At 67.7% G+C, this 23,316-nt stretch carries 18 protein-coding genes; 11 read left to right on the top strand and 7 right to left on the bottom strand.

The features are described from left to right. The first annotated feature begins 25 nt into the window (after positions 1-25). The 3 genes from ada (at position 26) to gshA (ending at position 4,270) form a co-directional block, all read left to right on the top strand. Positions 26-1,117: a bifunctional DNA-binding transcriptional regulator/O6-methylguanine-DNA methyltransferase Ada gene (gene ada / locus CFB41_RS16895; protein ID WP_089457151.1), complete on the top strand. Its 1,092-nt coding sequence runs from the start codon at positions 26-28 to the stop codon at positions 1,115-1,117. Then, positions 1,114-2,073: a DNA-3-methyladenine glycosylase gene (locus CFB41_RS16890; RefSeq protein WP_089457150.1), complete on the top strand. Its 960-nt coding sequence runs from the start codon at positions 1,114-1,116 to the stop codon at positions 2,071-2,073. The genes ada and CFB41_RS16890 overlap by 4 nt, the downstream gene beginning before the upstream one ends. A gap of 583 nt (positions 2,074-2,656) precedes the next feature. Further along, complete coding sequence (gene gshA / locus CFB41_RS16880) at positions 2,657-4,270, top strand: glutamate--cysteine ligase (protein WP_179250059.1); 1,614 nt, start codon at positions 2,657-2,659, stop codon at positions 4,268-4,270. 102 nt (positions 4,271-4,372) lie between these two features. Here the strand turns inward: gshA and CFB41_RS16875 are convergent, their stop codons facing one another. Further along, positions 4,373-4,684, bottom strand: a complete 312-nt coding sequence (locus tag CFB41_RS16875; RefSeq protein ID WP_089457226.1) for a DUF4148 domain-containing protein — start codon at positions 4,682-4,684, stop codon at positions 4,373-4,375. Positions 4,685-5,179: 495 nt separating this feature from the next. Here CFB41_RS16875 and CFB41_RS16870 point away from each other — a divergent pair, with 495 nt between their 5' ends. After that, the gene (locus CFB41_RS16870) at positions 5,180-6,820 is read left to right on the top strand and encodes an L-lactate permease (protein WP_089457147.1); all 1,641 of its coding nucleotides are present in this window, start codon (positions 5,180-5,182) and stop codon (positions 6,818-6,820) included. A 95-nt stretch (positions 6,821-6,915) separates the two neighbouring features. Here CFB41_RS16870 and CFB41_RS16865 read toward each other — a convergent pair whose 3' ends face one another. After that, the gene (locus CFB41_RS16865) at positions 6,916-7,833 is read right to left on the bottom strand and encodes a LysR family transcriptional regulator (RefSeq protein ID WP_089457146.1); all 918 of its coding nucleotides are present in this window, start codon (positions 7,831-7,833) and stop codon (positions 6,916-6,918) included. A gap of 228 nt (positions 7,834-8,061) precedes the next feature. Between CFB41_RS16865 and CFB41_RS16860 the strand changes: the two genes are divergently transcribed. Both CFB41_RS16860 and CFB41_RS16855 read left to right on the top strand, forming a co-directional pair. After that, a complete protein-coding gene (locus CFB41_RS16860) occupies positions 8,062-10,236 on the top strand; it encodes a phosphocholine-specific phospholipase C (protein ID WP_089431859.1) in 2,175 nt (724 codons plus the stop codon). A 206-nt stretch (positions 10,237-10,442) separates the two neighbouring features. Next, entirely contained in the window at positions 10,443-11,171 is a 729-nt protein-coding gene (locus CFB41_RS16855; RefSeq protein ID WP_089457145.1) for a phosphonate utilization associated transcriptional regulator, read from the top strand. Between the two features lie 124 nt (positions 11,172-11,295). Here CFB41_RS16855 and CFB41_RS16850 read toward each other — a convergent pair whose 3' ends face one another. The 5 genes from CFB41_RS16850 to CFB41_RS16830 all read right to left on the bottom strand — a co-directional run bounded on the left by CFB41_RS16850 (position 11,296) and on the right by CFB41_RS16830 (position 17,940). Continuing rightward, the gene (locus tag CFB41_RS16850; protein WP_089457144.1) at positions 11,296-12,684 is read right to left on the bottom strand and encodes an FAD-dependent oxidoreductase; all 1,389 of its coding nucleotides are present in this window, start codon (positions 12,682-12,684) and stop codon (positions 11,296-11,298) included. A gap of 108 nt (positions 12,685-12,792) precedes the next feature. Next, positions 12,793-13,923: a 2-aminoethylphosphonate--pyruvate transaminase gene (locus tag CFB41_RS16845; RefSeq protein ID WP_089426610.1), complete on the bottom strand. Its 1,131-nt coding sequence runs from the start codon at positions 13,921-13,923 to the stop codon at positions 12,793-12,795. A gap of 48 nt (positions 13,924-13,971) precedes the next feature. Beyond that, positions 13,972-15,699: a putative 2-aminoethylphosphonate ABC transporter permease subunit gene (locus CFB41_RS16840; RefSeq protein WP_089457143.1), complete on the bottom strand. Its 1,728-nt coding sequence runs from the start codon at positions 15,697-15,699 to the stop codon at positions 13,972-13,974. Continuing rightward, positions 15,696-16,787 (bottom strand): putative 2-aminoethylphosphonate ABC transporter ATP-binding protein, encoded by a 1,092-nt coding sequence (locus CFB41_RS16835; protein ID WP_089457225.1) that lies wholly within the window; start codon positions 16,785-16,787, stop codon positions 15,696-15,698. Before CFB41_RS16835 ends, CFB41_RS16840 begins: the two co-directional genes overlap by 4 nt. Positions 16,788-16,884: 97 nt before the next feature. Continuing rightward, a complete protein-coding gene (locus CFB41_RS16830; RefSeq protein WP_089441287.1) occupies positions 16,885-17,940 on the bottom strand; it encodes a putative 2-aminoethylphosphonate ABC transporter substrate-binding protein in 1,056 nt (351 codons plus the stop codon). A 208-nt stretch (positions 17,941-18,148) separates the two neighbouring features. Between CFB41_RS16830 and phnA the strand changes: the two genes are divergently transcribed. From phnA to CFB41_RS16805, 5 genes are all read left to right on the top strand, one after another. Continuing rightward, positions 18,149-19,387 (top strand): phosphonoacetate hydrolase, encoded by a 1,239-nt coding sequence (phnA, locus tag CFB41_RS16825; protein ID WP_089457224.1) that lies wholly within the window; start codon positions 18,149-18,151, stop codon positions 19,385-19,387. Between the two features lie 29 nt (positions 19,388-19,416). After that, on the top strand, positions 19,417-20,871 hold the full coding sequence (gene phnY, locus CFB41_RS16820) for a phosphonoacetaldehyde dehydrogenase (protein ID WP_089457142.1): 1,455 nt from the start codon (positions 19,417-19,419) through the stop codon (positions 20,869-20,871). A 179-nt stretch (positions 20,872-21,050) separates the two neighbouring features. After that, the gene (locus CFB41_RS16815) at positions 21,051-21,833 is read left to right on the top strand and encodes an amino acid ABC transporter substrate-binding protein (RefSeq protein WP_089441346.1); all 783 of its coding nucleotides are present in this window, start codon (positions 21,051-21,053) and stop codon (positions 21,831-21,833) included. A gap of 14 nt (positions 21,834-21,847) precedes the next feature. Further along, positions 21,848-22,528 (top strand): amino acid ABC transporter permease, encoded by a 681-nt coding sequence (locus CFB41_RS16810; protein WP_089426605.1) that lies wholly within the window; start codon positions 21,848-21,850, stop codon positions 22,526-22,528. Continuing rightward, positions 22,525-23,283, top strand: coding sequence for an amino acid ABC transporter ATP-binding protein (locus tag CFB41_RS16805; RefSeq protein ID WP_089457141.1), 759 nt, complete (start codon positions 22,525-22,527; stop codon positions 23,281-23,283). The genes CFB41_RS16810 and CFB41_RS16805 overlap by 4 nt, the downstream gene beginning before the upstream one ends. The last annotated feature ends 33 nt before the right edge of the window (positions 23,284-23,316 follow it).

The following is a 23,316-nucleotide window of genomic DNA, read 5'->3' as shown; positions in this document are numbered from 1 at the left end:
CTACACTAGAGAGTGCGAGGTTCAGATGAAAACCGCCTATCCGACCGATGATGCCCGCTGGGGCGCCGTCACCGAGCGCGATCCGCATGCGGACGGCGCGTTCTTCTACGCCGTGAGCACGACGGGCGTGTTCTGCCGCCCGACCTGCGCGTCGCGGCTGCCGCGTCGCGAAAATGTGTCCTTCTTCGCCGATACGGCCGCCGCGCGTGCGGCCGGCTTCCGGCCCTGCAAGCGCTGCCAGCCGGAAGGGCTGCCGCGCGAGCTCGAGATCGTCAACCGCGCGTGCGCGGTGCTCGACGCGCAGGCCGAGCGGCTCACGCTGCAGCAATTGAGCGACGCCGTGCACGTGAGCCCGTTTCACCTTCAGCGGCTCTTCAAGCGCGTGGTCGGCGTGTCGCCGCGGCAGTACCAGGCCGCGCAGCGCGGTGCTGCGCTACGGCAGGCGCTGCAAAGCGGGCAGCCGGTCACGCAGGCGGCCGTCGACGCGGGCTTCAACTCGCCGTCGCGGCTCTATGCGTCGGTGCCGCGCGAGCTTGGGATGGCGCCGTCGGCGTTCCGTCGGCAGGGCGCCGGTCTGCGGATCGACTATGCGACCGCATCGACGTCGCTCGGTACCGTGCTCGTCGCCGCGACCGAGCAGGGCATCTGCCGGATCGCGTTCGGCGACGAGCCGGCCGCGCTCGTCGGCGAGCTGAAGGACGCGTTCGCGCGCGCCGAACTGGTCGAAGCGTCGGCACGGCTCGCGCCGTTCGTCACGCAGATCCGCGCGTACCTGGATGGCACGCGGCACGCGTTCGACCTGCCGCTCGACATCGCGCCGACCGCATTCCAGCAGCGCGTATGGGAAGCGCTGACGCATATTCCGTACGGCGAAACGCGCAGCTACTCGGAGATCGCCGAGGCGCTGGGTGCGCCGCGCGCGGTGCGCGCCGTCGCGTCCGCGTGTGCGTCGAATCCGGTCGCGCTCGCGATCCCGTGCCACCGGGTCGTACAGAAGGGCGGCGCGCTTTCCGGGTATCGTTGGGGCGTGCGCCGCAAGGCGACGCTGCTCGCGGCCGAAGCGCGTCACGTGCACCACGATCAAACCGAATCCGTTGCGGAGGGCAGTGCAGTTTGAGCATCTCAAAAACAACCATCACCTCCATCGTGAACGGCGGCCATGTGCCGCCGTCCGCGCAAATGGAACTGCGCTTCCATGCGCCGTACGACTGGGCGCGCGTGCTGCGCTTTTTCAGCGGGCGCGCGATTCCGGGTGTCGAGCAGGTGGCGGACGGCGTGTATCGCCGCATCGTCGACCTGCACGGCGATGCCGGCCGGCTCACGGTCGCGAAACATCCGCGCAAGCACTGCCTGGTCGCGACGGTCGAAGGTGCGGTCGCGCGTCACGTCGACGATGCGTTCGCCATGCGCGTCGCGACGATGTTCGACCTCGGCGCCGATCCGGCCGCGATCGGCAGCGGGCTCGCGCGCGATCCGTGGTTCGCGCCGCTCGTCGATGCCGCGCCGGGGCTGCGTGTGCCGGGCGCATGGTCGGGGTTCGAGCTGGCCGTGCGCGCGATCGTCGGCCAGCAAGTGAGCGTGAAGGCCGCGACGACGATCGTCGGCCGGCTCGTCGAACGGGCCGGCGAGCGTGTGGTTCAGGAGGACGACGGCATGCCCGCATGGCGTTTCCCGACGCCCGATGCGCTGGCCGCGTGCGCTCTCGACAAGATCGGGATGCCCGGCAAGCGGGTGGCGGCCCTGACGGGCGTGGCGCGTGCGGTGGCGGCCGGCGACGTGCCGGTCGATCGCGAGCACGCCGATCTCGCGACGCTGCGCAGTGCGTGGCTCGATCTGCCCGGCATCGGCCCGTGGACCGTCGAATACATCGCGATGCGTGCCTGGCGCGATCCGGACGCGTGGCCGGCCTCCGATCTCGTGCTGATGCAGTCGATCGCCGCGCGCGATCCGGCGCTCGACCGGCTCGCGACCCAGAAGCACCGCACCGAAGGCTGGCGGCCGTGGCGCGCGTACGCGGCGCTGCATTTGTGGAATGAGGTGGCCGACCGGGCGGGCGGCGCGCGCGGCGGGTGACCGCTGTGGCTGCGGCCGGGTGCGACCGGGCGAGGCCGCGATGCAACCCGTTGCGCAGGTCATGCCGACCTGCGTAGGCTCACCGCCGGACACCGGACACCGGACACCGGACACCGGACACCGGACACCGGACACCGGACACCGGACACCGGACACCGGACACCGGACACCGGACACCGGACACCGGACACCGGACACCGGACACCGGACACCGGCCGTCACAGCGATTCCGTGCATCCATCGTCGGCAGGATGCCGGGCGCGCGATGCCCACTTACCCCCGCTTTCCGCGATCGGTTCAGCGGCAGGGTTGCACCTGCCGCCACCCGCTCGCGCATCCCGTTCCGTCCGACGAATTCGCGTAACCGGCGTGCCCGTGGCCGCCGGATGGAACCGGTCGCAGATGCGGCGACCGCCGCGACCGGCCCGTCCGGCGGCCCGCTCCGGCCTCCGCATCATGCCCCGCGCCACCTCAAGCGCGTGTTTCGGCGAGATGTTAAAGTGCCCGCTACCAACGAAGCGACCAACAATCCAGCCGGCCGCGCGCGGCGTTCTGCGCGCGGCCGTCACGCACTTGCGTCTCCATGTCGAACACCATGACTCACCGCCAGTCCGAACTGCTGCTGAATCGCCTCGAAGCGTTGAGCTCGGGCCCGACGCGGCAGCATCTGCCCGACGGCCTGCGCGGCATCGAAAAGGAAAGCCTGCGCGTGACGCGCGACGGGATGATCGCGTTCACGCCGCATCCGCGCGCGCTCGGTTCGGCGCTCACGCACCCGGCGCTGACGACCGACTATTCCGAAGCGCTGATCGAGCTGATCACGCCCGCGGAAGGCGACGCCGCGATCACGCTCGAACGTCTCGACGATCTGCATCGCTACGTATATGCATCGCTCGGCGACGAGATGCTGTGGAACGACTCGATGCCCGGCCTGCTGCCGGCCGACGACCAGATCCCGATCGCCAACTACGGCACGTCGAACATCGGCCGCCTGAAGACGGTGTACCGGCGCGGCCTCGCGTACCGCTACGGCCGCACGATGCAGTGCATCGCGGGCATCCACTACAACTACTCGCTGCACGAGGAAGTGTGGCGGCGTCTGCATGCGGACGAAGGCTCGACGGCCACGCTCGTCGATTACCAGTCGGAGCGCTACCTCGCGCAGATCCGCAACTTCCGCCGCCGCAGCTGGCTGCTGATGTACCTGTTCGGCGCGTCGCCCGTGCTCGACACGAAGTTCCTGCGCGGCAAGCCGCACAAGCTCGACACGTTCGATGCCGATACGCTGTACCTGCCGCATGCGACGAGCCTGCGGATGAGCGATCTCGGCTACTCGAACACGACTGCCCAGGCCGCGCTGCACGTCGACTACAACACGCTGCCCGGCTATCTCGACGCGCTGTCGAAGGCCGTGAGCGAGCCGTATCCGGCGTATGAGGCGATCGGCACGCATCGCGACGGCGAGTGGATCCAGATCAACACGAACGTGCTGCAGATCGAGAACGAGTTCTACTCGACGATCCGGCCGAAGCGCGTCACGTATTCGGGCGAGCGGCCGCTGCATGCGCTCGCGTCGCGCGGCGTGCAGTACATCGAGGTGCGCTGTCTCGACATCGATCCGTTCGAGCCGACCGGCATCGCACTGGAAACCGCACGCTTCATCGACGCGTTCCTGCTCGCGTGCGCGCTCGACGAGAGCCCGGCGCTCGACTGCCCCGCGTACAAGGAAGCAAACGCGAACTTCGGCAGCGTGACGATGGAAGGGCGCAAGCCGGGGCTCACGCTGCAGCGCGACGGCCAGCCGGTCACGCTGCAGGCTTGGGCGGACGACCTGATGGCCGATATCGAAACCGTCGGCCGTCGTCTCGACGAAATCCGCGGCGGCGACGAGCATGTGCGCGCAATCGCCGCGCAACGCGAGAAGCTCGCCGATCCGGAGCGCACGCCGTCCGCGCGCGTGCTGCGCACGATGCGCGAGCGCGGCCAGTCGTTCCTCGGGTTTGCGCTGGCGCAGAGCGAAGCGCATGCCGCGCATTTCCGTGCGCGTCCGCCGTCGGCGGAGACGTTGCGCACCGAGCAGGCGCTCGCCGCGAAATCGCTGGCCGAGCAGGCCGAGCTCGAAGCGAAGGAAGCCGGATCGTTCGATGCGTTCGTCGCGGCCTATCGCGCCTATACGCTGAACCGCTTCAGCGTGTGATGTCTGCGCACGTGCATCGCGCCGGTCGGCGCGGTGCACGACGCGTCTCTCCGTCGCCGGTCAGCGCGCACCGTTGTGCGCTCGATCCGGTCGAATCTGCCGTCAGTGATGCGCGTAGGTGCCGCGGTCGATCGCGTGCGGCAGCGCCGGCTTGCCCGATTCCACGTTTGCGCCGCCTTCGCTGCCGTAGCCGGTGTCCTCGCCGCGCGCCTGCGCGGCACGTCGCATGATCGCCTGCATGTGGTCCGGAAAGTCGGGACTGCTCGCGAGGCTCGTCCGGTAGCCGGCGGCCTGCAGCGCCACGAGTTCCTGGCGAACCTGGGCGCGCGTCAGCGTCGACGCGGCCTGCGCGTGAGCGGCGAAGGCCGCGCCGATCAGCACACAGGCGCACGCCGCCCGTTTCATCGTCTTCATCGTGTTCACTCCGTGAGGTTCCGGTGCCGCGCCTGCCATGGCCGGCGCGGGCGGAATCGATGCGACCAGTCTAGGCTTCGGACGCCAAACGAAACATCCCGGCCGCCGTCAGGCACCTTTGCCGCATGTGCAACATTGCGTGGGGGATGGCGCCGTGCTGCGCCGGTGAGGCGCGCGTGACGGGCTTCCTGTCGAACGCGACAGCGGGCTGCCCGCTGCGGGCCAGCGTGTGGCGGCTGGTCCGTATCGGGTCGGCACGCATCGGGCTTGTCCCCCCTTGTACAAGCGCCGTGCGCCTCCTAACCTCATTTAAGCAACCGATCGGTTGGGCGTGCGACGTCGTTGCGTGCGCAAGCGCTTGATCCCGGTCGTGACCGCAGGACATCGCCTTGTACCGAACCCGGGGCATCCCGATGCCAGCTCGGGTCGTCAGCGCAAGGCATGGGACCCGAGTAAGCGCTAAAGCGCCAACTCGGGTCGACATCTGGAGACACGATGAACCCCACCGACGCCCTACCGCCCGGCATCGTCTTCGCACAGCCGCTGACACCAGTCGCCCACTCGCTGCTGCTGTCCTTCCTCGTCGCCGCGATCCCGATCGCGGTTGCGCTGATCGCACTCGGCGTGCTGCGCCGCCCCGCGTGGCAGGCGTCGCTCGCCGGGCTCGTCGCCGGCCTCGCGGTCGCGATCGGCGCATGGGGCATGCCGGCCGGGCTCGCGTTCAACGCGGTCGGCGCGGGCATGGCGCTCGCGGTCGTGCCGGTAATGTGGATCGTCTTCAACGCATTGCTGCTGTACAACATCGCGGTGAAGTCGGGCCGCTTCGACCAGTTCCGGCAATGGATGCTCGACAACCTGCCCGACGATCGCCGCCTCGTGCTGCTCGTCGTCGCGTTCTCGTTCGGCTGCCTGCTCGAAGGGATCTCGGGATTCGGCACGCCGGTCGCGATCACGAGCGCACTCTTGATCGCGCTCGGCTTCCCTGCGCTCGAGGCGCTCACCTACACGCTGCTGTTCAACACGGCGCCGGTCGCGTTCGGCGCGCTCGGCGTGCCGATCACCGTGCTCGGCGCGGTGACGTCGCTGCCGCCCGCGACCCTCGCGCAGATGGTCGGCCGCCAGTTGCCGTTCTTCGCGTTGCTGCTGCCGTTCTACGTAGTCGGCGCGTACGGCGGGCTGCGCTCGATCTCGAAGCTGTGGCCAGCGCTGCTCGTGTCGGGCGGCAGCTTCGCGATCGCGCAGTTCGTCACGTCGAACTTCCTCGGCTACCAGCTCACCGACGTGCTGTCGTCGCTCACGTCGCTGATCGTCACCATCGGCTTCCTGCAGGTGTGGAAGCCGCAGCCCGATCCGCAATACGCGCTCGCGCGCAGCGTGCCGGCAACGGCCGGCGCCGCACGCGCGGGCTTCGGCGGCTGGCTGCCGTGGCTCGTCGTGTCGGTGGTCGTGATCGTGTGGGTGCACGCGAACGTCGCGGCGATCGGCGACGTGAAGATCAAGTGGCCGGGCCTGCACAACGCCGTGTTCGTGTCGCTGTACCACAAGCCGTATGCGGCGATCTGGGACTTCCAGCCGCTCGGCACGGGCACCGCGATCCTGCTCTCGGCGATCATCACGGCCGCGCTGACGCGCACCGGCGTGGGCGATTTCTTCGAATGCGTGGTCAAGACCTGGCGGCAGACATGGATCGCGATCGTCACGGTGATGATGATCGTCGGGCTCGCGTACCTGCTGAACTACTCGGGGATCAGCTACACGCTCGGCACCGGCGTCGCGTCGACGGGGGCCCTGTTCCCGCTGGTGTCCGCGTCGCTCGGCTGGATCGCGGTGTTCCTGTCCGGCAGCGACACGTCGGGCAACGCGCTGTTCGGCAACCTGCAGGTCGTCGCCGCGCGGCAGCTCGGCCTCGATCCGGTGCTGATGGCCGCGACCAACTCGTCCGGCGGCGTGATGGGCAAGATGATCTCGCCGCAGAACATCGCGACGGGTGTATCGACGACGGACCTGAAAGGACAGGAAGGTGTCGTGTTCGCGCGCACCTTCTGGCACAGCGTGATTCTCACGCTGCTGCTCGGCGTGTTGGTATTCCTCCAGCAGCACGTGCTGACGTGGATGATTCCGGCACTGCCGAAGTGAGGTGAGCGCGACGACGGAAGGAAGGCACGAGGAAAAACGAGGGAAGGCGCGGGAAAAGCGCCTGCAAAGTGCGGAACCGGTGAGCGCGCGGCAGTTCAGCGCGCGTTCACCCGCCGCGCCGTTCGTCCGGCGTCATCCGTTCCGGCCGTATCACCGCCGGCCGGCAGGATGCACGCGAGGAAGGCGTCGATCGCCGGGCTCTGGCGGCGCGCCTTCAGGTAGTACACGTATTCGTCGATCGTCGTGTCGACGCCGCGCAGCGCGATCACGCGCAAATCCGGATGACGTTCGGCTTCGCCGAGCGGAAACAGGCTGCCGCCCACGCCGTGCAGGATCGCCTCGCGGATCGCTTCGCGGCTGCCGATCTCGGCAACCGATACGGCCGCGACACCTGCCGCCGCGAGAATCGTCTCCGTGCAGCGGCGCGTGACCGAGCCTTCCTCGCGAATCAGCAGCCGCACGTCGGCGAGCTGCGCCGGCTCGATCGCGTCGAAGCGCGCGAGCGGATGGTTGCGATGCACGACGAGCACGAGCGGATCGGTCGAGATCACCTTGCGTTCGAGGCCGTCGGCATCGTTGCGCTGCGACGAGACGGCGAGGTCGATGCGGAATTCCTGCAACGCCTGCAGGATCTCCTCGGAGTTGCCGATCCGGCACGTGAGCGCGATCGACGGATGCGCGTTCGAGAAGCGGCCGACCGCGTCCATGATGTAGTACGGCCCCGTCGCACCGATCCGCAGGTGGCCTTCGAATAGGCCGCCGACGTTGCGCAGCATGATGTCGGCCTGCGCCTCGAGCGCGATCATCTTCTCGACGAGCGGCAGCAGCTCGATGCCCGTCTCGGTGATCTCGAGCTTGCGGCCGCTGCGGTAGAACAGCTCGACGCCGTACACCTGCTCGACCTGCCGGATCTGCGCGGCGATCGTCGGCTGGCTCACGCCCAGGTGGCGCGCGGCGCGCGTGATGCTGCCCTGCCGGACGGTCGCGTGGAACGCCTTCAGCTGATCGAACACGACTCGGCTTCTCCCCTCTGTATCGCGCGTCAGCGTAGCGCATGCATATGTCGGCCGGATGAAAGACGCGTCGTGCGCCGCTTCGAAAGAATTTCTGTGGGTAACCCAAAGAAACCTGCGGTAACCGGTCACGGCCGGGACACGCCGATGCGGGGTAATAACGGCAACGCACCACCGCCGGCCCCGCTCGACCGGCGCCCCACTCCTATCGACAACAGGGTTCTCTTCATGTCCTCGAACAATCGACGCGATTTCCTGCGCCTCGCCGCGCAGTCGGCCGGCGCGATGGCCGCCTACGCGGGCTTCCCGCCCGCGATCCGCAATGCGCTGGCGATGCCGGCCGCCTATCGCACGGGCACGATCCGCGACGTCGAACACGTCGTGATCTTCATGCAGGAAAACCGTTCGTTCGACCATTACTTCGGCGGGCTGCGCGGCGTGCGCGGCTTCAACGACCCGCGCCCGCACCTGCTGCCGAGCGGCGCGCCGGTGTGGCAGCAGCCGCCGGCATCGGTGTTCACGAAGAACTACCATTCGCGCGGCCTCGATCCGTCGGCGCCGTACGTGCTGCCGTTCTACCTCGATCCGAAGCAGACGACCGAATTCCAGCCGGGCACCAACCACGGCTGGAGCAGCGGCCACCTGTCCTGGAACAACGGCCAGTGGGACCAGTGGGTGAACCAGAAGCAGGACGTGCTGACGATGGGCTACCTGAAGCGCCAGGATCTCACGTACCACTACGCATTGGCCGACGCGTTCACGATCTGCGATTCGTACTTCTGCTCCGCGCACGCCGACACCGCGCCGAACCGCATCTACCTGTGGACCGGCACGGTCGACCCGCGCAACATCTACGGCAACCCGCCGAACGGCCCGGGCATCGGCGAGCGCGACGACGTGAACGGCTACACGTGGACGACCTACGCGGAACGCCTCGAGAACGCGAAGATCAGCTGGAAGGTGTACCAGGGCGGCACGGGCATCCCGGGCGACCCGACCGACAACTACACCGACAACTCGCTGATGTTCTTCAAGCGCTTCCAGGTGAAGGAAGGCGCGAGCGGCCCGCTGGTCGACAAGGGTGCGTCGGACCACACGCTCGCCGAGCTGAAGGCGGACGTGCAGGCGAACCGGCTGCCGCAGGTGTCGTGGATCGTGTCGCCGTACAAGTACAGCGAACACCCGCAGGCGTCGCCGACCGACGGCGCGTTCTACATCAACATGGTGCTCGAGGCGCTCACGTCGAACCCGGAAGTGTGGGCGAAGACGGTGTTCATCCTCAACTACGACGAGAACGACGGGTTGTTCGACCACGTCGTGCCGCCGGTGCCGCCGGTCACGAGCGGCGTGGGCGGCCAGGGCATCGTGTCGTCGAACCTGCTGTCGAATCTCGGCGACGAGCTGCTCGACCTGAACAAGTACCCGGGCGAAATGAGCCCGCTCGTGCCCGGCGCGGACCCGGGCGGCATCCAGCCGATCGGCCTCGGGCCGCGCGTGCCGCTGATCATCATCTCGCCGTGGACGAAGGGCGGCTGGGTGTGCTCGGAGACGTTCGACCATACGTCGGTGCTGCGTTTCCTCGAAGCGCGCTTCGGCGTGAAGGAGCCGAACATCAGCGCATGGCGCCGGTCGATCTGCGGCGACCTCACGTCGGCCTTCGACTTCTCCGCGCGCCCCGACACGCGCACGGTCAGCTTCACGGTGCCGCAGCACATCGCGACGGCCGGCCAGGCGTACCAGGTGCCCGCGCAGCAGTCGATGCCGACGCAGGAGCCCGGCACGCGTCCGGCACGTGCGCTGCCGTACGAGCTGTTCGTGCACAGCCGCGTGAGCGGGCACGACGACAGCGTGTCGCTCGACTTCGCGAATACCGGTGATGCAGGCGCCGCGTTCTACGTGTACGACCGCCGCAACCCGACGACGCCCCCGCGCCGCTATGCGGTGTCCGCGCACGACCGCTTCGTCGACACGTGGAACACGTCGGCCGCGCGCGGCGACTACCATCTCGCGGCGTATGGCCCGAACGGCTATCTGTGCGAGTTCCAGGGCAACACGCGGCTCGCGGCGGACGGCCGCCACGCGAACCCCGAAGCGCGGATCGGCTACGACGTGCGCAACCGCCACGTGTATCTGCAACTGCGCAACAGCGGGCGCGCGACGTGCCGCGTGACGGTCGACAACGCGTATAGCCACAAGCATGCGCGGACCTACACGCTGGAGCCGGGCGAGCGCATCGAGGACCACTTCGAGCTGTCGTCGAGCCACGGCTGGTACGATCTGACGATCACCGCGACGACGCTGCGCGGCGGCGACGACAAGGTCGTGCGCCGCTTCGCGGGCCACGTCGAGACGGGCCGGCCGAGCCAAAGCGATCCGGGGCCGGTGAAGCACCCGACGGCCTGACGGCCGCCACGCGTCGCGCGAGGCGGGCGAAGTCAGCCCGCCGCGCGAGCGTTGCCTGCCAGTCGCGCTTCGGAGGCATTCCGGCAGGCGGAATTGGTTTTTGGAAACTGAAAACTGTTGACAATGTGTCGGGCCGAGGGTATACAAGGATCATTCGCCGATATGGCGCCCTCGTTTTCTACCGCAGCCCTGCTGCCCGCCCGACCATGACAGCCCCGAACGCGCTCAGCGCCATCGAACTCCTGCAAAGCCAGTCGCTTGCGATGATCGTCCAGGACATGCTCGAGCGCGCGATCGTCTCCGGCGAATACGCGCCCGGCGAGAAGCTCAACGAAGTCGAGATCGCGACCAAGCTGAACGTGTCGCGCGGCCCCGTGCGCGAGGCATTCCGCGCGCTCGAGCAGGCCGGCCTGCTGCGCAACGAGAAGAACCGCGGCGTGACGGTGCGCGTCGTGCCGTTGCGCGAAGCCGAGGAGATCTACGAAGTGCGCGCGATGCTCGACGAGTCGGTCGCGCGCGCGCTCGCGAAGCGCATCTCGCCCGACACGCTGAAGGTGCTGAAGGGCATCATCCAGTCGATGAAGGATGCCGCGAAGACGCACGACGTCACGCGCTATACCGAGCTGAACGTGCAGTTCCACGACGCGATGGTCGTCGGCGTGGGCAATACGCATCTCACCGATACCTACCGCCGGCTCGTGCGCCAGCTCGGCCTGCTGCGCCAGGCGGCGATCGAGGCCGAGGAGGATGCGATCGCCGTGTCCGCGGCCGAGCACGACAAGATCGTGCAGGCGCTCGCGAGCGGCGACGAGGAGCAGGCCGTGGCGCTCGTGCGCGAGCACTTGTCGCACGGCCTCGAGCGCATGCGCCGCACGCATGAGCAGGGGCTGCCCTCGACCGGCAAGTCGGCGCGGGAGAAGCCCGTGCGCGCGTAAGTGCGCGGCAACGCCTGCGCGGGTTGCCGCGAAATGGTTGCCGCACGACAGCAAAGGGACGCTTCGCAGCGTCCCTTTTTCATTGCGGCTTCGGGTCATTCAAGCCACGCAAGTCAACGCATCGTCACGCCTTGTCGGCTTTCCCGGCCGCGCTCGCGAATTTCGCGAGCCACGTGTCGACAACTGCCGGCGGCCGGCTCTCGTCTTCCGCGCGCTCCTTGCGGCGGATCGCATTGCGCACGACGTGCGCGCCGACATAGCGGATCGGCTCCGGCGGGAAATGACCCAGCGGGCCGCGCACGATCGGGCTGCGCGTCCATGCGTTGTCGAGGCCGAGCACGAGCGACGACAGGATCTGCCCGCCCATGTAGGTCGGCCCCACGCCGTTGCCCGAATAGCCGAAGCCGTAGAACACGTTCGGCGCGTCGTCGAGGCGGCCGAAGAACGGGAAGCCGGTGACGGAGCGATCCGACGGCCCGTTCCAGCTCGCGGTGACCGGCACGCCGGCAAGCGACGGAAAGAATTCGCGCAGGCTCTGCGTGAGTTGCGCCTCGTACGGCGAGCGCCGGTCGAACACGGGCGCGATGCGGCTGCGCCACGAGAACGTGTTGCCGCCCTTGCCGAGCATCAGCCGCCCGTCGGCGGTGGTGCGGTAGTAGTAGACGAAGATCCGCGAATCGAGCACCGACACGCCGTCCACGAGCCCGGTCTTTTCGAGCAGCTCGGGGCATTTCTCGGTGATGACCATGTCGCTCGACACGACCGCGATCGTCCGTTCGAACTGCGGGAAGCGGCTCGCCATCCACGCGTTGATCGCGAACACGAGCTTGCCCGCACGCACGCTGCCGACCGGCGTGCGCACGACGGCCGGCTGCCCGGGCGTGAAGTCGAGCATCGGCGTGCGCTCGTAGATCCGGATGCCCATCGCGAGCGCGACGCGGCGCAGCCCGCGCACGAGCTTGCCGGGATGCACGGTCGCGGCGATCGGCGAGTAGACGCCGTCGAGATTGCGGGCGGACCCCGAGCGGCGCGCGACTTCGGCGGGCGGCAGCGGTTCGTAGCTGTGGATGCCGCACGCGGCGAGCGCGTCGAGCACCGGCGCGAGCGTGCCGACCTGCGCACGCGACGTCGCGGTGTACAGCGTGCCGTCGAGCCGCAGCTCGGCATCGATGGCGTGCGCGCGGCAGAAATCGGCGATGTGCTGCACGGCCGCTTCGGAGGCCTTCACGAGCCGGATCGCCTCGGCTTCGCCGAACAGCCGCCGCAGCGTCAGGAACTTCGCGGACCACGTGAGCAGGCAGCCGCCGTTGCGGCCGCTCGCGCCGGCGCCGCACAGGTCGGCCTCGACGATCGCGATGTCGAGCGCGGGGTTCTGCTGCTTCGCCTGGATCGCGGTCCAGAGCCCGGTGAAGCCGCCGCCGACGATGCACACGTCGGCCTGCGTCGCACCTTGCAGCGCGGGGGCGAGATCGCCGTCGTTGAACAGCGCTTGTTCGATCCAGAAGGGTCGCATGGGAGGGTTCGTGGAAAAGGGGCCGTGCCGCGCACTGCCAAACAATCGGCCGCCGCATGCGAACGTGCATGCGGCGGGGACCATCACGTCACGTCGTCATGCGTCGCGTCAGGCGGCGGCTTCCGCCGACACGCGGCGCACGCCCATTGCCCGCAGCGTGTCGGCGATCGCGGCGACGGCGCCCGGGATGCCGGCTTCGCCGAAGTGGCCGATGCAGCCGACCCGGAACGTCTCGACCTCGGTCAGCTTGCCCGGATACAGGATGTAGCCGCGCTGCTTGACCTCCTGGTAGAAGCGCTTGAAGTCGTAGTTCGGATCGTCCGGTGCATGGAACGTGACGATGATCGGCGCCTGGATCGCCGGATCGAGGAACGGCCGGAAGCCGAGCGCGAGCATCCCGTCGATCAGCGCGCGATAGTTGCGCTGGTAGCGGCCGCCGCGCGCCGCGAGCCCGCCTTCGTCGACGTATTGCGCGACGGCCGCGTCGAGTGCCGCGACCACGTGCGTCGGCGGCGTGAAGCGCCACTGCGTCGTGCGTTGCATGTAGACCCACTGGTCGTACAGGTCCATCGCGAGCGAGTGGCTGTTGCCTTCGCAGCGTTCGAGCGCGCTGCGCTTCGCGATCACGAAGCCGAGCCCCGGCACGCCTTCGAGGCATTTGCCGGATGCGGCGATCACCGCGTCGAACGGCGTCGTACGCGCATCGATGTCGATCGCGCCGAACGAGCTCATTGCATCGACGATCAGTGCGCGGCCGTGCTTCGCGACGACCTGCGCGATGTCGTGCAGCGGGTTCAGCACGCCGGCGCCCGTTTCGCAGTGCACGAGCGCGACGTGCGTGATGGTCGGATCGGCGGCGAGCGCACGCTCGACGTCGGCCGGATCGACGCGGCGATCCTCGCTGTAGTCGATCGTCGTCAGCTGGCGGCCGAGCACGCGGCAGATCTTCGCGATGCGCTGGCAGTACGCGCCGTTGTTCGGCACGAGCACGTGGCCGTCGCGCGGCACGAGCGTGCCGAGGGCCGCTTCGACCGAGAACGTGCCGCTGCCTTGCAGCGGCACGCATTCGTGCGTGCCTTCGCCGTGCACGATCTGCAGCAGGCGTTCGCGCAAGCGCGCGGTGATCGCGTTGAAGTCGCTGTCCCACGATCCCCAGTCGCGCAGCATTGCGTCGCGCGTGGTGTCGGAGGTCGTCAGGGGGCCGGGGGTGAGCAGGATGGGCTGGGCGGCGAGCGTCATGGTGTCTCCTTGATGAAGTCGGGACGTCACGTGAATACGGTCAAAGAATCAACGGCGATGCGGATTGCGCCACGCCTGCGTACGGCGCAACAGTCGATGCGAGATGCACGCGAACAGCACGCACGCGAACGACGAGGTCGCGAGCACGAGCGTGGCCATCGCGGCGGCCGGGCCCATCTGGCCCGCGTCGTCGAGGTTCAGGATCGCGACCGACGCGGGTTGCGTGTCGGGCGAGTAGAGGAACGCGACGGCCGAGACCGTCGTCATCCCGTTGACGAACAGGTAGCGCGCGATCAGCAGGATCGCCGGCAGGCACACGGGTACGGTCACGCGCACGAAGGTCTTGTAGAACGGCACCTTCAGCGACGCGGACACGGCCTCGAACTCGCTGTCGATCTGCCGGAGCGCGGTGACGGCGGTCAGGTGGCTCGACGCGTAGTAGTGCACCACCGTGACGATCGCGAGCAGCCACAGCGACCCGTACAGCCCGTTCAGAGGATTGCCGGGCGCGTTGAACAGGAAGATGTAGCTGATGCCGAGCACGAGCCCCGGCACGCCCATCGGCAGGATCGCGCACAGCGCGATGAAGCCGCGCAGCCAGCGTGCGCCGCGGGTCTTCTCGATCAGGTAGGCGCCACCGAACACGACGATCGTGCCGCCGAGCGCCACCGTCGCGGCCATCCGCAGGCTGTTCTTGTACGCGTCGAAGATGCCCGCGCCGATCAGCCCCATCTCGTAGTGCTGCAGCCCGAGCGTCATCTGGTACGGCCAGAACTTCACGAACGACGCGAACACCGAGATGCCGACCACCGCGATGAAGAACGCGCACACGATGCCGCAGTACGCGAGCATCGCGGCGTCGAAGCCGCGCGACGGCTTCGGCTGGTACGGCGTCGAACGTGCGCCGAGCTGCGACTGCTGGCGGCGGCGGATGAAGAAGTCGACGCCGAACGCGACGAGGGCCGGACACAGCAGCATCAGGCTCACGACCGCGCTACGGTTGAAATCCTGCAGGCCGATGATCAGCTTGTAGATGTCGGTCGACAGTACGTTGTACGAACCGCCGATCACCACCGGCACGCCGAAGTCGTTGATGCACATCGTGAACGCCACCATCGTCGCGCTGATCAAGCCGTACTTCGCGCCCGGCAGCGTGATCGTGAAGAACTTGCGGATGCGGCTCGTGCCCATCGCGTCGGCGGCCTCGTAGAGCCGGCCGTCGGCCAGCGACAGCGCGGTGACGAGGATCATCAGCACGTGCGGGAACGACGCATACACCATGCTCAGCACGATGCCCGGCAGCCCGTAGATCGAATGGCCGTGCAGCAGCGGCTTGAGCAGCCCCGCGTTGCCGAACCAGTAGATGAACGACACCGCGGACAGCAGCGTCGGCGCGAGCAGCGGCAGCAGCGCGATCGTGCGCGCCGCGTTCTTCAGCGGCATGCACGAGCGGGTCAGCGCGTAAGCGAACGTGAACGCCATCGGCACGACGATCGACGTGACGAGCGCGCCGACCGTCAGCGAATGCAGCATCGAGCGCAGTACGCCGCTGTCCTCGAGATACTCGACGAAGTTGTGTGCGCCGACGAAGCGCCCGTCCGCATCGACGAAGCATTTCTGCACGACGAGCGCGAGCGGCAGCAGCAGGAACATCGACATCAGCGCGGCCATCGCGACGAGCGCGAGCTGCGCGATGCGGTCGTGCCAGTGCGTGATCTGCCGCACGTCGGCGGGGGCGGAGGCGCCGCGGCGGCGCTCGGTCAGGACGGTGCTCATTGCAGTCGCTCCTTCGCGCTCGGGAACACGCGGACATGCTCGCGATCGAGCGCGAGGTCGATGCGCGCGCCGGCCTGCACGCCGGTGCGGTCGACGTCGTGATACGACAGGTCGGCGACGATCTCCTGGCCGTCGAGCCCGTCGATCCGGAAGCTCACGCGGCAGAACGCGCCGAGGAATTCGAGCTTCTCGACGCGGCCGGCCAGCACGTTGTCGGCCGTCTCGCCCGGCACGCGGATGCGCAGGTCCTCGGGCCGCACGTAGACCGACACCGCCGCGCCTTGCGCCGGGCGGGCCGCACCGTGGCGGCAGTCGAGGCCGACCGTACCCGCGCGCAGCGAGCCGTCCTGCGTGACTTCGGCGGGAATCGTGTTGACGCGGCCGATGAAGTCCGCGACGAACGGCGACGCGGGCTGCCGGTAGATTTCGAGCGGCGTGCCGATCTGCTCGATCACGCCGTGGTTCATCACGACGATGCGGTCGGCCATCGACAGCGCTTCTTCCTGGTCGTGCGTGACCATGATCGTCGTCACGCCGAGCCGCTGCTGCAGCGCGCGGATCTCCTGGCGCAGCCGCACGCGCACCCGCGCGTCGAGCGCCGACAGCGGTTCGTCGAGCAGCAGCAGGCCGGGGGAGGTGGCGAGCGCGCGTGCCAGCGCGATGCGCTGCTGCTGGCCGCCGGACAGCTGGCCCGGATGCTTGCGATGGCTGTCGGGCAGGCCGACCAGCGCGAGCAGCGTGTGCACGCGCTCGTGGATCGCGTCGCGCTTCATCTTGCGGTTCACGAGCCCGTACGCGACGTTGTCGTACACGGTGAGGTTGGGGAACAGCGCGTACGACTGGAACACGATCCCGTAGTCGCGCAGTTGCGGCGGCAGCCGCGAGATGTCGCGGCCGTCCTGCATGATGTGGCCGGCGTTCTGCGTCTCGAGCCCCGCGATGATCCGCAGCAGCGTGGTCTTCCCACAGCCGGACGGCCCCAGGAAGCAGATCATTTCGCCCTTCATCACGCTCAGGTTGATGTCGGTGAGGACCTGCGTGTCGTTGTACCGCTTCTCGATGCGTTCTACGCTCAGATAAGGTGCCATGCGCGCCTCCATGCTGGGGCGGCCCGGGGGCCGGATTCGACGATGGAAAGGGTGGCGCGGGGCGGCGCGCGGCGCGGCCCCGCGGCGGGTCGCGACGTTACTGCTGCGCTTTCGCGCCGTAGCGCTTCTGCCACGTATCGAGAATCGACTGGCGGTTCTTCGCCGACCATACGAAGTCGTTCTTCACGAGCAGGTCCGAGTAGTTGTCGGGGATGCCGGCGAGCTTGCGCGCGACCCCCGGGTACGCGACGATCGCCCACCAGCGCGCGGTGATCTGGTTCGCCTCCTTGCTCGCCATGAAGTCGGCGAGCTTCTTCGCGGCGTCGGGCTGCTTCGTCGTCTTCATGATCGCGGTGCCTTCCATGTCCCAGCCGAGCCCTTCCTTCGGGAACACGAGATCGATCGGCGCGCCCTGCGACTGCAGTTCGTGGCCGCGGAACTCGAACGAGATGCCGATCGGGAATTCGCCGGTGCCGGCGAGCGTGCACGGCTTCGAGCCCGAGTGCACGTATTGCGCGACGTTCTTGTCGAGCGCGTCCATGAACTTCCAGCCTTTGTCGTCGCCGAAGGTCTGCAGCCACGCGGTCACGTCGAGGTAGCCGGTGCCGGACGAAACCGGGCTCGGCATCACGATCGCGCCTTTATAGACGGGCTTCGTCAGGTCTTCCCACGACGTCGGCTTCGGGATGCCCTTCGCCTGCGCGGCGACGCGGTTGTAGCAGATCGTCGCGCCCCACACGTCCATGCCGACCCAGTGCGGCGGCGTGTTCGCGTCGCTGTACTTGCGCGTGAGCTGGTCGAAGTCCTTCGGTGTGTAGGGCATCAGCATGCCCTGCAGGTCGAGCAGCGTGAGGCTCGACGCGGCGAGGCCGAGCACGACGTCCGCGCGCGGGTTGTTCTTCTCCGCGAGCAGCTTCGCGGTGACCGAGCCGGTCGAGTCGCGCACCCAGCGGATCTCGATATCGGGGTTCGCTTTCTCGAACGCATCCTTGTAGGGCTTCATCGCCTCGTCTTCCAGCGCGGTATAGACGAGCAGCGACGTCTTCGCGTGCGCCGCCTGCACCGCGCCGAGCGCGACCGCCGCGGCCAGTGCGAAGCGGGCCGCGCCCGCCGCCCATGCGTTCAAACGCTTGTTTACCGGCACTTCGTTCATCTTCAGACCCCTTGACTGTGGCGCCGCGGCACGCGGCGGATGAGTGGAGACCAGCCCTCTTGCTGCACCGTTGTTTTGCTTTCTGTTCTCTGCATGTTGTTGACAATCTACAAATCATCAATTTTAATGTCAAGCATGGAAAACACCTCCCTTCGGCGCGGCGCGGGCGCCGACGGCTCACCCCTTCGACCTGAAAGGAATGAACGTCATGAATGAAACGCCTGTATCCGTGGAAGTGAACGGCCGCCGCTACAACTGGATGAGCCGGCCCGTGGTGGTCGTGTGCGTCGATGGCTGCGCGTACGAATATCTGGAAGAAGCGGCCGAGGCCGGCGTCGCGCCGTTCCTGCGCACGCTGCTGAAGCCGGGCACGGCGCTCAAGGGCGAGTGCGTGGTGCCGAGCTTCACGAACCCGAACAATCTGTCGATCGTGACAGGCGTGCCGCCGGCGGTGCATGGGATAAGCGGCAACTACTTCTACGATCGCGACACCGGCGCCGAAGTGCTGATGAACGATCCGAAGTACCTGGTCGCACCGACCGTGCTCGCGACCTTCGCGGAGCAAGGGGCGAAAGTCGCGGTCGTCACCGCGAAGGACAAGCTGCGCCGCCTGCTCGGCAAGGGGCTGAAGGGCATCTGCTTCTCGTCGGAAAAGGCCGACGAGGCGAGCGTCGAGGAAAACGGCATCGCCAACGTGCTCGAGCTGGTCGGCAAGCCGGTGCCGAGCGTGTATAGCGCGGACCTGTCGGAATTCGTGTTCGCGGCCGGCGTGCGCCTGCTCGAGACGCGCCCGATCGACCTGATGTACCTGTCGACCACCGACTACGTGCAGCACAAGTGCGCGCCCGGCACGGAAGGCGCGAACGCGTTCTACGCGATGATGGACACCTACCTGCAGCGCCTCGACGCGCTCGGTGCGATCGTCGCGATCACGGCCGATCATGGAATGAACGCGAAGCACGACGATGAAACCGGCGAGCCGAACGTGATCTACCTGCAGGAGCTGTTCGACGAGTGGCTCGGCGAGGACGCGGCGCGCGTGATCCTGCCGATCACCGATCCGTACGTCGTGCACCACGGCGCGCTCGGCTCGTTCGCGACCGTCTACGTGCCGGCGTCGGCCGATACCGAAGCGCTGCGCGCACGGCTCGCCGCGGTCGACGGCATCGAGGTCGTGCTGACGGGCGCCGAGGGTTGCGCGCGCTTCGAGCTGCCGCCGGCGCGGATGGGCGACCTGATCGTGATCTCGAAGCAGGACGTCGTGCTCGGCACGCGCCGCATCAAGCATGACCTGTCGGGCCTCGACGTGCCGCTGCGCTCGCACGGCGGGATCTCCGAGCAGATCGTGCCGCTGATCTTCAGCAAGCCGGTCGCCGGCGACGTCTCGGGCCGCGCGCGCCTGCGCAACTTCGACATCATCGACATCGCGCTCAACCATCTGCAGTGATGCGCACGCATCCGTAAGGGGACACACTCATGAACGCCATTGCAGCATCGACGGACGTCCGCGAGCTTCGTCGCGAAGCACTGCGAATCGATGGGGAACGGATTCATCGGGACGCGGTAATCGAAGTGCGCAACCCGTACGACGGCGCGCTGGTCGGCACCGTGCCGAAGGCGACGCTGGACGACGTGCGGCGCGCGTTTGCCGCCGCACGTGCCTACCGGCCGACGCTCACGCGCCACGATCGCGCGGCGATCCTGCGCCGCGCGGCCGACATCGTGCGCTCGCGCACGGCCGAAATTGCAGCGCTGATCACGGCCGAGGCCGGCCTGTGCATCAAGGATTCGACGTACGAAGCGGGCCGCGTGGCCGACGTGCTGACGTTCGGTGCCGGTGAAGTGCTGAAGGACGACGGTCAGATCTTCTCGTGCGACCTGACCCCGCACGGCAAGAAGCGCCGCGTGTACACGCAGCGCGATCCGCTGCTCGGCGTGATCTCGGCGATCACGCCGTTCAATCACCCGATGAACCAGGTCGCGCACAAGATCGTGCCGTCGGTGGCCACCAACAACCGGATCGTCGTGAAGCCGTCGGAGAAGGTGCCGCTGTCGTGCTACCTGTTCGCGGACATCCTGTACGAAGCCGGCCTGCCGCCTCAGATGCTGCAGGTGCTCACCGGCGACCCGAAGGAGATTGCCGACGAGCTGATCACGAACCCGGCGATCGACCTGATCACGTTCACCGGCGGCGTATCGATCGGCAAGTCGATCGCGTCGCGCATGGGCTACCGCCGCGCGGTGCTCGAGCTCGGCGGCAACGATCCGATCATCGTGATGGAAGACGCCGACCTCGACGAAGCGAGCACGCTCGCGGTGTCGGGTTCGTACAAGAACTCGGGGCAGCGCTGCACCGCGATCAAGCGGATGCTCGTGCACGAGGCGGTGGCTGATCGCTTTACGGAGCTGGTGGTCGAGAAAACGCGTGCGTGGTCGTACGGCAATCCGTCCGATCCGTCGGTCGACATGGGCACGGTGATCGACGAGGCCGCCGCGAAATTCTGCGAGCAGCAGGTGAACGACGCGATCGCGCGCGGCGCGCGGCTGCTGGTCGGCAACGTCCGCGACGGCGCGCTGTATTCGCCGACGGTGATCGATCGCGTGACGCCCGACATGCCGCTGGTGAAGTACGAAACCTTCGGCCCCGTGTCGCCGATCATGCGCTTTCGCGACATCGACGAAGCGATCCGGATGTCGAACAGCACCGACTATGCACTGTCGTCGTCGGTCTGCACGAACCGCTTCGATCACATCACGCGCTTCATCACCGAGCTGGAAGTCGGCAGCGTGAACGTGCGCGAAGTGCCGGGCTACCGGCTCGAACTGACGCCGTTCGGCGGCGTGAAGGATTCGGGGCTCGGTTACAAGGAAGGCGTGCAGGAAGCGATGAAGAGCTTCACGAATACGAAGACGTATTCGCTGCCGTGGTAAGTGATGTGTAAGCCGCGCGCACCGGTTTCGCGGCCGGTGCGCGCGTTATTCGATCGGCTCATATCGATAGCCGATTTGCGTTTTTGCCGGGCCTCGACGCGTCGGTAGAATTCGCGGACCTCTCGAACGGCATGCGTGTGCCGCGGGAATATTTCGTCCAATCATTCGGGGTCCGCACCATGAAATTCCTTCGCTCCATCCTGGTCGTCGCCATGCTGCAGGCCGTTTCGGTCACGAGCGCACTGGCTGCCGACGACCTGTCGCAGATCAAGTCGTCCGGTGTGTTCCGGGTCGGCACCGAAGGCACCTACGCGCCGTTCACGTACCACGACGAAACCGGCAAGCTGACGGGCTTCGACGTCGATATCGCGACCGCGATCGCGCAGCGCCTCGGCGTGAAGCCGCAGTTCGTCGAAGGCAAGTGGGACGGGCTGATCGCGGGCCTCGACGTGAACCGCTACGACGCGGTCGTCAACGAAGTGTCGATCACCGACGCGCGCAAGGCGAAATACGATTTCTCGACGCCGTACATCACGTCCCGCGCGGTGCTGATCGTGCGCGCGGACAACACGACGATCCACTCGTTCGACGACCTCAAGGGCAAGAAATCCGCGAACACGCTGACCAGCAATTTCGGCAAGCTCGCGGCCGCGCACGGGGCGGACGTCGTGCCCGTGCAGGGCTTCAACGAATCGATCGATCTGCTGAGCTCGGGGCGCGTCGACGCGACGATCAACGATTCGCTGTCGTACCTCGATTTCCGCAAGCACAAGCCGGACGCGAAGCTGAAGATCGCGGCGACCGACACGGGCGGCGCGAGCGACGCATCGGGCGTGCTGCTGCGCAAGGGCAGCCCCGCGCTGGTGGCCGCGATCGACAAGGCGCTCGCGGACATCAAGGCCGACGGCACCTACGCGAAGATCTCGCAGAAGTATTTCGGCCGCGACGTGTCGCAACCGTGACGCGAGGCTGAACGATGCCGGCCTGGCTTCACCTGATGGCGGAATCGCTGCGGCCCCTGCTCGTCGCGGGGCTCGTGTTCACGGTACCGCTCACGCTCGCGTCGTTCGCGATCGGCCTGCTGCTCGCCTTCGGCGCGGCGCTCACGCGGCTGTTCGGGCCGCGCTGGGCGCAAGCCGCCGTCCGTTTCTACATCTGGCTGTTTCGCGGTTCGCCGCTGCTCGTGCAGCTGTTCGTGATCTTCTACGGTTTGCCGAGCGTCGGCATCGTGCTCGATCCGCTGACGGCCGCGGTGATCGGCTTCTCGCTGAACGTCGGTGCGTACAACGCCGAGGTGATCCGCGGCGTGATCGAATCGATTCCGAAAGGGCAGTGGGAAGCCGCGTACTCGATGGCGATGACGCGCCCGCAGGCGCTGCGTCGCGCGATCCTGCCGCAGGCCGCGCGCGTTGCGCTGCCCGCACTGTCGAATTCGTTCATTTCGCTCGTGAAGGACACGTCGCTCGCGGCCGTGCTGACCGTGCCGGAAATCTTCCAGGCCGCGCAGCGGATCGCGGCCGTGACCTACGAGCCGATGATTCTCTATACGGAAGCCGCGCTGGTCTATCTGCTGCTCAGCTCGGTGCTGTCCACGCTGCAGCGTCGCCTCGAAATCCGCTTCGGCCGTCATGCGCTGTTCCAGGCGGAACTGCGATGATCAGGCTCGAACGCATAGACAAGTCGTTCGGCACGCATCGCGTGCTGCAAGGGATCGACCTCGCGTTGCAACCCGGCAGCGTGACGGCGCTGATCGGGCCGTCCGGCAGCGGCAAGAGCACGCTGCTGCGTTGCGTGAACCTGCTCGAAGTGCCCGAGGCGGGTGCGCTGACGGTCGGCGACGCACGCATCGACTTCTCGCCGGCGCAGCGGCCGGCGCGCGACGCCGTGTTCGCGGTGCGCCGCCAGACCGGCATGGTGTTCCAGAACTTCCAGCTGTTTCCGCACCTGAGCGTCGTGCAGAACGTGATGGAAGGGCTCGTCACCGTGCAGCGCTGGCCGCGCGAGCGAGCCCGCGAACGCGCGCTCGCGCTGCTCGAGAAGGTCGGCATCGCGGACAAGGCCGACGCGTGGCCCGGCACGCTGTCGGGCGGCCAGCAGCAACGCGTCGCGATCGCGCGTGCGCTCGCGCCGTCGCCGCAGGTGCTGTTGTGCGACGAGCCGACGTCGGCGCTCGATCCGGAACTGTCCGTCGAAGTGGTCGAGGTGCTGCGCCAGCTCGCACGGGAAGGCACGACGATGCTGATGGCGACGCACGACCTGCGTCTGGCCGCGTCGATTGCACACGACGCGGTGTTTCTCGCGGAAGGCCGTATCGTCGAGGCCGGTGCGTCGCGCGACCTGTTCGGCGACCCGCGCGATCCGCGCACCGCAAAATTCATCTCGACGCTCGCGCAGGGCGTGCCGGTGTTCTGACGCGGCACGCGAAGAGCGACATGCGCGACAGCG

This window comes from Burkholderia sp. AU33803 (assembly GCF_002223095.1).
Taxonomy (GTDB): Bacteria; Pseudomonadota; Gammaproteobacteria; order Burkholderiales; family Burkholderiaceae; genus Burkholderia.
This window is presented reverse-complemented; position numbering and strand designations above follow the sequence as displayed.

Excerpts from the sequence above, each read along its gene's own strand:
- ada (WP_089457151.1), top strand. The coding sequence starts at position 26 with ATGAAAACCGCCTATCCGACCGATGATGCCCGCTGGGGCGCCGTCACC.
- gshA (WP_179250059.1), top strand. The coding sequence starts at position 2,657 with ATGTCGAACACCATGACTCACCGCCAGTCCGAACTGCTGCTGAATCGC.
- CFB41_RS16875 (WP_089457226.1), bottom strand. The coding sequence starts at position 4,684 with ATGAAGACGATGAAACGGGCGGCGTGCGCCTGTGTGCTGATCGGCGCG.
- CFB41_RS16870 (WP_089457147.1), top strand. The coding sequence starts at position 5,180 with ATGAACCCCACCGACGCCCTACCGCCCGGCATCGTCTTCGCACAGCCG.
- CFB41_RS16860 (WP_089431859.1), top strand. The coding sequence starts at position 8,062 with ATGTCCTCGAACAATCGACGCGATTTCCTGCGCCTCGCCGCGCAGTCG.
- CFB41_RS16855 (WP_089457145.1), top strand. The coding sequence starts at position 10,443 with ATGACAGCCCCGAACGCGCTCAGCGCCATCGAACTCCTGCAAAGCCAG.
- CFB41_RS16850 (WP_089457144.1), bottom strand. The coding sequence starts at position 12,684 with ATGCGACCCTTCTGGATCGAACAAGCGCTGTTCAACGACGGCGATCTC.
- CFB41_RS16845 (WP_089426610.1), bottom strand. The coding sequence starts at position 13,923 with ATGACGCTCGCCGCCCAGCCCATCCTGCTCACCCCCGGCCCCCTGACG.
- CFB41_RS16840 (WP_089457143.1), bottom strand. The coding sequence starts at position 15,699 with ATGAGCACCGTCCTGACCGAGCGCCGCCGCGGCGCCTCCGCCCCCGCC.
- CFB41_RS16835 (WP_089457225.1), bottom strand. The coding sequence starts at position 16,787 with ATGGCACCTTATCTGAGCGTAGAACGCATCGAGAAGCGGTACAACGAC.
- CFB41_RS16830 (WP_089441287.1), bottom strand. The coding sequence starts at position 17,940 with ATGAACGAAGTGCCGGTAAACAAGCGTTTGAACGCATGGGCGGCGGGC.
- phnA (WP_089457224.1), top strand. The coding sequence starts at position 18,149 with ATGAATGAAACGCCTGTATCCGTGGAAGTGAACGGCCGCCGCTACAAC.
- phnY (WP_089457142.1), top strand. The coding sequence starts at position 19,417 with ATGAACGCCATTGCAGCATCGACGGACGTCCGCGAGCTTCGTCGCGAA.
- CFB41_RS16815 (WP_089441346.1), top strand. The coding sequence starts at position 21,051 with ATGAAATTCCTTCGCTCCATCCTGGTCGTCGCCATGCTGCAGGCCGTT.
- CFB41_RS16810 (WP_089426605.1), top strand. The coding sequence starts at position 21,848 with ATGCCGGCCTGGCTTCACCTGATGGCGGAATCGCTGCGGCCCCTGCTC.
- CFB41_RS16805 (WP_089457141.1), top strand. The coding sequence starts at position 22,525 with ATGATCAGGCTCGAACGCATAGACAAGTCGTTCGGCACGCATCGCGTG.